The 10409-nt window shown below is 39.8% G+C and carries 9 protein-coding genes and 1 pseudogene; 4 read left to right on the top strand and 6 right to left on the bottom strand.

Going from position 1 to position 10409, the window contains the following annotated elements:
• Positions 1-305 precede the first annotated feature (305 nt).
• A complete protein-coding gene (cdd, locus tag IM477_RS06660) occupies positions 306-713 on the top strand; it encodes a cytidine deaminase (RefSeq protein ID WP_287731030.1) in 408 nt (135 codons plus the stop codon).
• A 104-nt stretch (positions 714-817) separates the two neighbouring features.
• On the opposite strand, the gene IM477_RS06655 is transcribed toward cdd, so the two are convergent.
• Together IM477_RS06655 and IM477_RS06645 are read right to left on the bottom strand one after the other, a co-directional pair.
• A complete protein-coding gene (locus tag IM477_RS06655; RefSeq protein WP_002798019.1) occupies positions 818-1033 on the bottom strand; it encodes a hypothetical protein in 216 nt (71 codons plus the stop codon).
• Positions 1034-1401: 368 nt separating this feature from the next.
• Positions 1402-2667 (bottom strand): YcjF family protein, encoded by a 1266-nt coding sequence (locus IM477_RS06645; RefSeq protein WP_287731029.1) that lies wholly within the window; start codon positions 2665-2667, stop codon positions 1402-1404.
• A 58-nt stretch (positions 2668-2725) separates the two neighbouring features.
• Between IM477_RS06645 and IM477_RS06640 the strand changes: the two genes are divergently transcribed.
• Complete coding sequence (locus IM477_RS06640; RefSeq protein ID WP_287731027.1) at positions 2726-3901, top strand: DUF4336 domain-containing protein; 1176 nt, start codon at positions 2726-2728, stop codon at positions 3899-3901.
• Between the two features lie 58 nt (positions 3902-3959).
• On the top strand, positions 3960-4268 hold the full coding sequence (locus tag IM477_RS06635) for a ssr2422 family thylakoid membrane protein (protein ID WP_002775303.1): 309 nt from the start codon (positions 3960-3962) through the stop codon (positions 4266-4268).
• 77 nt (positions 4269-4345) lie between these two features.
• On the opposite strand, the gene IM477_RS06630 is transcribed toward IM477_RS06635, so the two are convergent.
• The 3 genes from IM477_RS06630 to rpmB form a co-directional block, all read right to left on the bottom strand.
• The gene (locus IM477_RS06630; protein ID WP_287731025.1) at positions 4346-5482 is read right to left on the bottom strand and encodes an amino acid ABC transporter permease; all 1137 of its coding nucleotides are present in this window, start codon (positions 5480-5482) and stop codon (positions 4346-4348) included.
• 230 nt (positions 5483-5712) lie between these two features.
• Positions 5713-5979, bottom strand: coding sequence for a photosystem I reaction center subunit PsaK (gene psaK / locus IM477_RS06625; RefSeq protein WP_002760753.1), 267 nt, complete (start codon positions 5977-5979; stop codon positions 5713-5715).
• A 144-nt stretch (positions 5980-6123) separates the two neighbouring features.
• Positions 6124-6360: a 50S ribosomal protein L28 gene (rpmB, locus tag IM477_RS06620; RefSeq protein WP_002732080.1), complete on the bottom strand. Its 237-nt coding sequence runs from the start codon at positions 6358-6360 to the stop codon at positions 6124-6126.
• A gap of 185 nt (positions 6361-6545) precedes the next feature.
• On the opposite strand from rpmB, the gene IM477_RS06615 reads away from it, so the two are divergent.
• On the top strand, positions 6546-9743 hold the full coding sequence (locus IM477_RS06615; RefSeq protein WP_287731023.1) for a type ISP restriction/modification enzyme: 3198 nt from the start codon (positions 6546-6548) through the stop codon (positions 9741-9743).
• 359 nt (positions 9744-10102) lie between these two features.
• On the opposite strand, the pseudogene IM477_RS23315 reads toward IM477_RS06615, so the two are convergent.
• Positions 10103-10210 (bottom strand): annotated as a pseudogene (locus IM477_RS23315) (PIN-like domain-containing protein); the annotation flags it as partial.
• Positions 10211-10409 lie beyond the last annotated feature (199 nt).

The raw sequence follows: 10409 nt of genomic DNA, 5'->3' as shown, positions 1-10409 counted from the left end.
ATAACATCGTTGTTAAATAAAAATCTTTCTCAATTAATTCTTAAGAATTTATAAATATTGCGGAATGTTAATTTAAATATTCTCAAGTTTTTGCAGTCAATAAATAATTTTTGCTTATCTTTGTCGGAAAATAGAACTCTCGCAACAATCCAACATCTACCATTGGGTTAGGAGTCAGTTATCAGTTATCAGTTATCAGTTATCAGTTCACTGAGAAAACTCCCCACACCCTACACCCTAAACCCTACACCCCACACCCCACTTCCCCAATTCCCCAATTCCCCACTCCCTGCTATCGGCAGCCGATGACCCTATCTGAACAAGAAAGACAACAACTCTGTGACACTGCTCGGGAAGTGGCGAAACTTTCCTATTCTCCCTATTCCCGTTTTCGGGTGGGGGCAGCGGTCTTGACAGATAAAAAGATTTATGCTGGTACTAATGTAGAGAACGCTAGTTATGGCTTGAGTTTGTGCGCGGAAAGGGCAACTTTAGCGCAAATAATCGCGGCGGGCGATCGAGAATTACGGGCGATCGCTATAGCCTGTATCGATGGGGTGGACAAGGATGATATTAGTCAGTTAACTCCCTGCGGAGCCTGTCGTCAATGGATAGCCGAATTAGCGCCGAAAGCGGAGATTATTATCTGTGGAAATCAGCAAAATTATCGTTTTAATCTCTCGGATTTACTGCCTTTTTCCTTTCGTTTTTAACTGTGGGTAAAGTATAGGGTTTAAGGTACTACAACAACGGCTAAGATAACTGGTATAAGAGCCATGATCTGACAAAACATTAGTATCTAGTAAATACTTGAGAGTCATAAATGAACATCTCTCCCCGTTGAGTTGTCCCGTAAATTATCAAAAGTATCATCATCAAGACTTGTCAAATCTACCCTTTGCCTAAAATCTTGCAAGGCTGACCAAAAATCATTAACCTCTCTAATTTCTACTAATACCTCTTCATTATCGGGAAAATCAACTTCCTCTAATAACTCAATAATTTTGCCTTTTTTAATTCCTTTAACTAACATAATATCAACTCCTTCTAAATGATCTGGATCGTAGAATTCAACATAGAGAGAATCATCAAAAACAGTTTTTACCTCCTCAAATGAGACTGGCTGCTTTGATAGATTGTGTTCTGCCTTATTCTTATCCCAGTCAAACTGCCTAAAACAATTATACTGCTACTCACTGAAACTGATGGCACATTTTTGATATATTTTGTCTATTACTTGAACGGGATATATTCAACTGTATTGAACCATAGATCTGGTTCAGAAACCCAAGTAAATTTCCGGTGGGGCCAAAGCTGACGAATATTACTAAAATCTCGCTAACTTGAAGATATGCTACTTGTCTTAGGCTGCTTCATCTCCAACACTTAAGGGGCTAATAACTACATTTTATCTCCTCCCGTAGCGACATTTTTAAATCTTTCTTGGGCAGCAGAAAAAGCCTCTTTCATCACCCTTTGAATCCTCTTAGGATCGGGTTTTTTACCCCCCATTAAATCGCCAAAATAGACACAAGCGCCCTCTCCTAGGGCCCAGGTATAGGCAGCGGACCAAGAAGCGGCGATGACACTGCCAAAACCGGGGATAAATTTCACCAATTCCCGACCGATGGCCTGGGCCAAAAAGCCACCAGCGATCGCACTGACGACTCCGCCGGCTTGGGATGGGGTTAACACTTGACCGTATAATTTGCCTAAAACCCCCACCATTGACACTTGTAGGGCGGTTAACACGGGCATAGTCGCTAAGGGTAAGGGAATCGCCGCCAAGGTCGCCGCTATGACGGAAAAGGCTAACATATAGCGTCGGGCCACGTCCCGATAGAGATGGCCTAATTTATCGCTGGTTTCCCGATCTAAAAGTTGGTGGATGGTGTTAGCCTCGGCTTTTGGCAATAAATCAGCTAAATTGTCTCTAAATGCCTCTAAACCGTAAAAAACGGGGTTGTAACCGTCTTCCTCTAGGGTAAAGTCTATTAGCACAGAATTGTCGTATAAATCCTTAAAAGTTTCTTTAATTTCTTGATAGGCGCGATTGATATCCTCGAAATCGGGAGGATAAGGGGGATGATCGGCGGTATTAGGAGGATAAAGCTGATGAAGGCAGGTTACAGCCAGTAAACAGGGGATTTTAGGGTATTTTTGCCGCAGTTGTTTGGTAATTTCCAGGAGGCTATCGGTGGCAAAATCATTAATTTTTACCGTCACGATAAAAACCTGGGCGCATCCCGTATTTTCGGCTAAATCTGCTAATAATTCCGCGATTACCTTGTCTGTGTGTTGATAGGCATCCCCTAACCCCACCGTATCGGTAAAAATCAACAGGGGTAAGTCTTCCGCGGGGTAGGTGTAGCGCTGGGTGTTTTGGGTGTGGGGACGGAAACCTTGCCCGACGATTTCCGCCGAAACTCCCGTTATTCCCCGAATAATCGAACTTTTTCCCGTTTGGGGTTTGCCGATTAACAGCGCCTCGGTGGTGGGTAATTCTTGACGGACTTTTTCTAAAATTTCCGCCACTTGATTGTCACTAACACTAAACCACTGGAGGACAGTATTAGTCAACTGGTCGATGGGGAGTCTTTTCATCACTTCCCCCGTGAGACTATTCCAAGTATTGACCAAAGAATCAATGGGCAGTTTATTAGTCATGGGGATTAGAAGGGTTTATGATAACTAAAATAGAGATTTTCAGCAATAGAATCAGACGATGACAAAAGCCGCAATAACTCCGCAAGATTTATCATGGCCTTTTTGGCCAATTGTACCACTTTATCCCTACGGTCAAAGACGGACAATTCGCCAAGAAGTGGTGAAAGATACGCTCTGGACATTTGAGCAATTGCAGGGTATTTTCTATGTGGTCGTGCCGATTCGCATGACGGTAATTAAGTTAGCATCTGGGGGTTTATTTGTTTATGCACCAGTGGCCCCGACTCCTGAATGTATTCGCTTAATGCGTGAGTTGGAAAGTCAACACGGGGAAGTTAAATATATTATTTTGCCGACGATTTCTGGGATTGAACATAAGGTTTTTGTCGGTCCTTTTGCCCGTTATTTTCCTAAGGCTATAGTTTATGTTGCTCCTAATCAATGGAGTTTTCCTCTTAATTTACCTTTGAGTTGGTTGGGTTTACCGGCAAAACGAACAGAAATTTTACCTGCTGACTCGGCAACCACTCCTTTAGGAAAAGATTTTAGTTATGAAATTTTACCCGCAATTGATCTGAATGTGGGATACTTCTCGGAAGTGGCTTTTTTTCATCACTACTCTCAAACTCTGCTGCTGACTGATGGCATTATTTCTATCCCAGAAAATCCTCCCGCTATTTTAGAATTAGACCCCTATCCTCTCCTGTTTCACGCTAAAAATAGTGCTAAGGATTTGGTGGAGGATACCCCAGAAAATCGCCGTCGGGGTTGGCAGAGAATTTGTCTTTTTGCTCTTTATTTTCAACCTGCTGTTTTAGCTGTTCCCAATTGGATTAAGGTCTTTCGAGATGCTTTTACTGCTCAGGAAAAGAGTAAAAAAGCCTATTTTGGTTTATTCCCTTTTCAATGGGGTGATGATTGGCAAAAGACTTTTTTAAATTTGCGTCGAGAGGGGAGGTTAATAGTAGCGCCAATTTTGCAAACTTTGATTCTTAATCGCACTACTGACGAGGTTAGTCAATGGGTTGATAGAATTTCCCAATGGCCGATTCAACAGGTTATTCCTTGTCATTTTGCTAGTCCGATTCAAGCTGATAGTCAAGAGTTTCAGCAGGCTTTTTCTTTCTTGTTAAAAGATTCTTATTTACCTAAAGATGACTTGGAATGTTTAGAAAGTATTGATAGTTTTTTAGTGCGCTGGCGATTGACTCCTCCTCCTGATAAAAAATTGTAATTTATGGCTAAGAACTGCTATAATATATGCGGTTGTTAGTTGATTGCTAATCAAGGTCATGCAAATTCCCGAAAATCCCAGTAATGATGACATCAGAGCGGCGTTGATTCAATTAAGTGATGAAGTTAGTGATTTGCAAGAAAAATTCAGCCAATCACAGGACGCATTCAGTAAGTGGCGAGATGAAATAGGACAAAAAATTGATCGCATAGATTATAAATTTGATGCCTATCAAAAAGGTACAGATGGTATGGTGAGAATGGCTACTACTATCATCATTGCCACCGCTTCTGTGGTAGTTTTATCTAGTCTTAGTCCTGCGGTGACAGCAATTATCACCGCTTTATATTCTGGTAATGCTCATTAATTAATTTATCGCTAAATTCTGGTGCGTTAGGCTACCTTTTGGCGCGATTCGGTGCGTTACGCGCTCGCTAACACACCCTACCTTTCCTGAATTTTTACCCGTTGGTTTAATTGATTCATAGTCAAGGAAATTACCAGATTAAAGAATAAATAGGTTGCCATAACTACTATTAACATTTCTACAGCTTTTCCTGTCTGATTAGCGATGGTACTAGAGATAGCATAAATATCATTATAACCAATAGCGATCGCTAAACTAGAGTTTTTAACAAGGTTTAAACATTCATTAGTTAAAGGAGGAATAATCACCGGCAAAGCTTGGGGAAAAATTACTAATCTCATCACTAATAAAGGTTTTAATCCCAAAGCTTTAGCTGCTTCCCATTGTCCCCGATTAACCGATTGAATCCCCCCCCGTACTGTTTCCGCAATAAAGGCAGCTGTATAAACAGTTAAACCGATTAGGAGAGTAGCAAACTCGGAAGAAAGATGTAAACCGAAGTCAATATTTTGATTAAGAGGATTAACTTGGGGACTTTGCCATTGTAAACCCCAGATTAGAGGAATTATAACTAGGAGTAGTAGGCTAGTTAGACATAAACCAAGTTTATTTTTTAGGTATAAAAATACTGAGATAATTATTCCTAAAATCATTATAGCTAAGGCTAACCATGTCCTGAAACTATTGGCGGGGAAAGGTAAATAGACTCCTGAGTTATTTAAAAATACACTACCAAAAAACTCTAAAGAGTCCTCAATCTTCGGCAGTTTTAGAAATACAGCAAAATACCAGAAAAATAATTGTAATAATAAAGGAGTATTGCGAATAGTTTCCACATAAATTGTTGCCAACTGACGAATTAACCAATTATCAGACAAGCGACCTAACCCGATGACTATTCCCAGACTAATCGCCAAAAATATGCCAGTAATCATAATGCGGAGGGAATTAACTAATCCCACCAAAAGAGCGCGAAAATAGGTATCGGTGGGACTGTAGGCAATAGGAGAGTCACCAATCGCAAAAGAGGCTGGTCGGTCGGGATCAAAGAGAAAGCCAAAGCCAAAACTTAAGCGTAAGCGTTGGAAATTAATCACTAAATTGCGACCAAAAAACCAGAAAATTAGGCAGACAATTAGCAGGATAATTACCTGTAGAAAAATCTTCTGAAATCGCTCATCGTACCAAAAAGAATTTTTTTGAGGTAAAGTCATATTTATTATAAGTAAGTGGTTCTAATTAAATAGAAGATAGATTTTGCCTCTGATCCCCCCTGCCCCCCTTGATAAGGGGGGTGCCGATAGGCGGGGGGATCCCCCCTTAATCCCCCCTTAATAAGGGGGGCATCTGATAATTTTTAACACCTACCTACTTATATAGTCCAGAATTTTTCACAAAAGAAATCGGTGACTTTTGGCCACCGATTGAGAAAATCAAAACATATTTAGATAACTCCCAGACGGGAAAGACCGAGGATGACACCGGCGCCGAGGACATGACCAAAACTGGTAGTACCCAGTAAAGCGCCTAATCCCATACCACCGAATAAAGCGGGGGAAGGTAAAGCAGGACCGACATTTTGTTGTTGAATAGTCGCTTTACCGAAAGCAATAGCGAGAATATTGCAGATAATCATGACAATCGCCACTTTGGGACTCCATTCGCTGGAACCTTGTACGGCGGTAGCGGCCATTAATAGGGTTGAATACATTGAAATTCTCCTGAACAGGTCGTTTTAAGTTTTTAATCTTAAAGGTAGTTTTCACCCCACATCACGCCCTGTTGCAATACTTAATAATCAAAAGCACAGGAGTCAACGATACGGCCGATTCGTCTCCACTTCTGAACTACTCGCTTAGTACAAATTCAAGTTTAAGCCTACTTCTCTAGCGAAGACGGCTAATCCTTTCTTTTCAATGGTTTTGATAGCTTTGGTGGAGATGCGTAGTTTTACCCAACGGTTGCCTTCCGACCACCAAACTCTTTTCCATTGTAGGTTAGCTTCTTGTAATTTTTTGGTGCGACGGTGGGAGTGGGACACCGCATAGGCGTTATTGGCCTTTTTCCCCGTCATAGTACAGACTCTAGACATAATTTACTCCTGTGCGATCGATGTTTGTCAATAGTCAACCTTTCTAGTGTAACTCAAATCTCGCCAGAAGTCCCCCCTTCCCCTGGGTGAAGTGAACGGAAATAAATTTAACAGCAAGTGGGGACATTGGGGCTAAATGAGGTTATATTTTATCTATAGAAGAACGTTTGTATGTCGCAACGATAATGAGTAACTCACTGCCAAAATATCTAGAGGAAATCACAGGCATTTATCAACAGGGTAACGCCACAGAACACAGTTATCGTCCTGCTTTAAAAAAATTAATTGAATCCCTAAATAATAACCTACAAGCTCTCAATGAACCCAAAAGGATTGCTTGTGGCGCTCCAGATTTTGTGATTAATCAGGGTATGGTAGAAATTGGCCATCTGGAAGCAAAAGATATCGGAACTTCTCTCAAAAAGATTGAAAATACTCCCCAAATAAAACGTTATTTACAGGCTTTGGGTAATTTAATTATCACCGATCATTTAGAATTTCGTTGGTATGTATCGGGAGAATTGCGTCTATCAGCGTCCTTGGCAACTCTTAATCAAAAAAAGCAAATTAAACCTGATTCTCAGGGTATTTTAAAAGTAGAACAAGTGTTCTATCAGTTTTTCCTCTCAAAAGTTATTCAGATCACAACACCGCGAGAATTAGCGAAAAAAATGGCCGCTTTAGCGCAGTTAATTCGAGACGCAATCGGCCAAGCTTTAAAAGATCAAGATTGCGGGGGAATGCTGCGGCAACAATTGCAATCTTTTCAACGAGTTTTAATTAGTGATCTCAATGAAGCGCAGTTTGCCGATATGTATGCACAAACAATTTGTTATGGTTTATTCGCAGCACGCTGTAATACGGATAAAATAAGTTCTTTTTCCCGAGAAACGGCGGGATTTCGACTGCCGAAAACTAACCCTTTTTTGCGGGGAATTTTTCATCAAATTGCCGGTACAGAATTAGATGAGCGGATTACTTGGGCCGTGGATACTCTAGCCAATATTTTACAACAAACGGACATGGAGGGGATTCTTAGCAGCTTTGGAAAACGCACGCGCAAGCAGGATCCTGTAGTTCACTTTTATGAGACTTTTTTAGCCGAATACGATAGTAAAATGCGTGAGTCTAGGGGGGTTTATTATACCCCTGAACCCGTGGTTTCTTACATGGTTCGCAGTGTGGACTATATTCTGAAAAATAAGTTTCAGATTCCTAAAGGTTTGGCCGATGCCAAAAAAATTACGATTAAAAATCCTAATGATAGCCAAGAAACTCAGGAAGTTCACCAGGTTTTAATTCTCGATCCTGCTGTGGGAACCGGCACTTTTTTACACGCTGTTATCGACCATATCTATGACAGTTTTCGTCAACAGAAAGGGATGTGGTCTAGTTATGTTAGTAAACATTTATTACCCCGTCTCTTTGGGTTGGAATTACTGATGGCTCCCTACACCGTAGCACACATGAAATTAGGTTTACAACTTCAGGAATTAGGCTATGATTTTAGTGCCGATGAACGCTTGGGAATCTATCTCACCAACACCCTACAGGAAGCTTTTCAAATTCCCCCTGCTGATGGGTTTTTAAATCGCATTCGCGATGAAGCAGCCGCGGCAAAAGATGTTAAGCAAGAAATGCCAGTCATGGTGATTTTAGGCAATCCACCCTATTCCTATCAGTCGATGAATACTGACCCTTGGATTGTGAATTTGGTTAAGGATTATTATCAATTAGATGGAAAACCATTGGGAGAGAGAAACCCCAAAGGTTTATTAGATGATTATGTGAAGTTTATTCGCTTTGCTCAGTATCGGGTAGCGGAAACTGGTTATGGAGTTGTGGCGTTAATTACAAATCATGGTTATTTGGATAATCCCACTTTTCGGGGAATGCGTCAAAATTTGATGCAGACTTTTGATGAGATTTATGTTTTAGATTTGCATGGGAATAGCAAGAAAAAAGAAGTTTGTCCCGACGGTTCACCCGATCAAAATGTGTTTGATATTCAGCAAGGAGTAGCGATTGCGTTTTTTATCAAGTATCAAGATAGTCAGCAAGATTTAGCGAAGGTTTATCATGCTGATTTGTGGGGTGTTAGAGAGGTTAAAGAGCATAAGGAGTTAGTTGGGGGTAAGTATTATTGGTTAGATGAAAATGATATTAGTTCAACTGAATGGGAAATTATAAATCCCAAATCAGATTTTTACCTATTTAATCCTCAGAGCAAAGTCTCATCTGATGAATATCAAAAATATTGGGAACTTGATACAATCATGTTGACAAACGGTTCTGGCATCAAAACCCATAGAGATCACTTTGTCTATGATTTTGATAAATCTAAATTAATAGAGCGAATCAATGACTTTAGAAATACACTTATCAATGATTCAGAAATAAAAAATAAATATAAGTTGGAAGACAGTTTAGATTGGAATTTAAATCAAAAGAGAAAATCTTTTACATCTGAATCTAATTGGCAATCTTATTTCACTCAATGTTTATATAGACCTCTTGATATTAGACCTTATTATCATCATGATGCTTTAGTAAATCGGTTGAGGCATGAAATAATTCAGCATACGATGAATAAGAATAACATTGGTATAGGTATAGGTCGCCAAGGAATTGCGGTTAATGATCCTGAATGGGGTTTGATTACTGTTTTTGAGAATGCCATTGATACTAATATTTTTAGAAGAGGTGGAGTTAATATTTTCCCCCTCTATCTTTACCCAACCAATACCCCAACCCTATTTGAAACAGAACCAACCAACTCGCCAAATGGTCGCCGTCCCAATCTAGCGCCAGAATTTATTAACAAACTTTCGGCAAAACTTGGCTTAGAATTTTTCTCAGATGGCAAAGGAGAAGAAAAGAAAACCTTTGGACCGGAAGACATTTTTAACTATATCTATGCCGTCTTTTACTCTCCCCAATATCGCCAACGTTACGCCGAATTTTTAAAAATAGACTTTCCTCGTGTTCCCCTAACCAGTAATAAAGAATTATTCTGGGAATTAGTCAAAAAAGGTGACAGATTAGTACAGTTACACCTGATGAAAGCAACGGGAAAAGAAATTAGTAGTTATCCCGTGGCGGGTTCCAATCTAGTCGAACAGGTGAAATATAACGAAAATAAACAACAAATCTGGATTAATTCTGACCAGTATTTTGCGGGGATTCCGCCCCAAATTTGGAACTTTTATATCGGCGGTTATCAAGTGTGTCAGAAGTGGCTAAAAGACCGCAAAGGTCGCCACCTTAGCTACGATGACCTAGAACATTATCAACAAATCATCTCCATTTTGGGCGAATCGATCGCAATTATGGAAACTATAGATATAATTATCAATAAATATGGTGGTTTCCCCTTTAGTTAAGGGGTGCATCTCATTTTTGTAAATCTACTAAGTTGGGATTTTTAAGGGGAAACTCTCTTTTAAAATTGGGCATTACTTTCGATTTTATCACTCAATCCAAGCTTTTGGGGGGTTCTACCCCCCAAACCCCCCGCGCATTAGTTTTTCGGTGGGATGCTTACAGACAGCAGCTGATACATTTGTCATCATTTAAAAGTCACTGATAATTGCTGATTGTCGGTATTTCTGCAAATGTTAAATGCACCCTTAGTTAAGCCACCAGTGAGAGAAGATTAACACTAAATCCGTTGAGTATAGGCTACATATTGGGAGAGGCAAAAGGGAGAATAAATAATCAGTTTTTAATAACCAGATTTAGTATTAACAGAAACTAGAAAAAATACTTGAGCATGATAACGAGCTATCTGTTGAACTTCTAAAATATTTCTACCAATGTTTACATCTTTAGTTAATACTATCCATCCTTGTTAATATTTTGGTGAAGTTGTTGAGATGAGATTATCGCCTATCGATTATCTCATTTTAGCTGATTTTGCTATCCTTGAGGATAGGGATAAAGGGGAGCATCTCACCTTTGCAATGAGCATAAATACTTAGTGGAAAAATAGGCTTTTCGAGGGTAATTCTTGTTTTAATTCTCCATGTACGCAGTCTTTAAAAGCCTCT

This window comes from Microcystis sp. M090S1, assembly GCF_020246295.1.
GTDB lineage: Bacteria > Cyanobacteriota > Cyanobacteriia > Cyanobacteriales > Microcystaceae > Microcystis > Microcystis aeruginosa.
Note: the sequence above shows the minus strand (reverse complement) of the source record. Positions and strands in the feature narration are given on the sequence as shown.

Excerpts from the sequence above, each read along its gene's own strand:
- psaK (WP_002760753.1), bottom strand. The coding sequence starts at position 5,979 with ATGTATTCAACCCTATTAATGGCCGCTACCGCCGTACAAGGTTCCAGC.
- IM477_RS06615 (WP_287731023.1), top strand. The coding sequence starts at position 6,546 with ATGAGTAACTCACTGCCAAAATATCTAGAGGAAATCACAGGCATTTAT.
- cdd (WP_287731030.1), top strand. The coding sequence starts at position 306 with ATGACCCTATCTGAACAAGAAAGACAACAACTCTGTGACACTGCTCGG.
- rpmB (WP_002732080.1), bottom strand. The coding sequence starts at position 6,360 with ATGTCTAGAGTCTGTACTATGACGGGGAAAAAGGCCAATAACGCCTAT.
- IM477_RS06655 (WP_002798019.1), bottom strand. The coding sequence starts at position 1,033 with ATGTTAGTTAAAGGAATTAAAAAAGGCAAAATTATTGAGTTATTAGAG.
- IM477_RS06630 (WP_287731025.1), bottom strand. The coding sequence starts at position 5,482 with ATGACTTTACCTCAAAAAAATTCTTTTTGGTACGATGAGCGATTTCAG.
- IM477_RS06635 (WP_002775303.1), top strand. The coding sequence starts at position 3,960 with ATGCAAATTCCCGAAAATCCCAGTAATGATGACATCAGAGCGGCGTTG.
- IM477_RS06640 (WP_287731027.1), top strand. The coding sequence starts at position 2,726 with ATGACAAAAGCCGCAATAACTCCGCAAGATTTATCATGGCCTTTTTGG.
- IM477_RS06645 (WP_287731029.1), bottom strand. The coding sequence starts at position 2,667 with ATGACTAATAAACTGCCCATTGATTCTTTGGTCAATACTTGGAATAGT.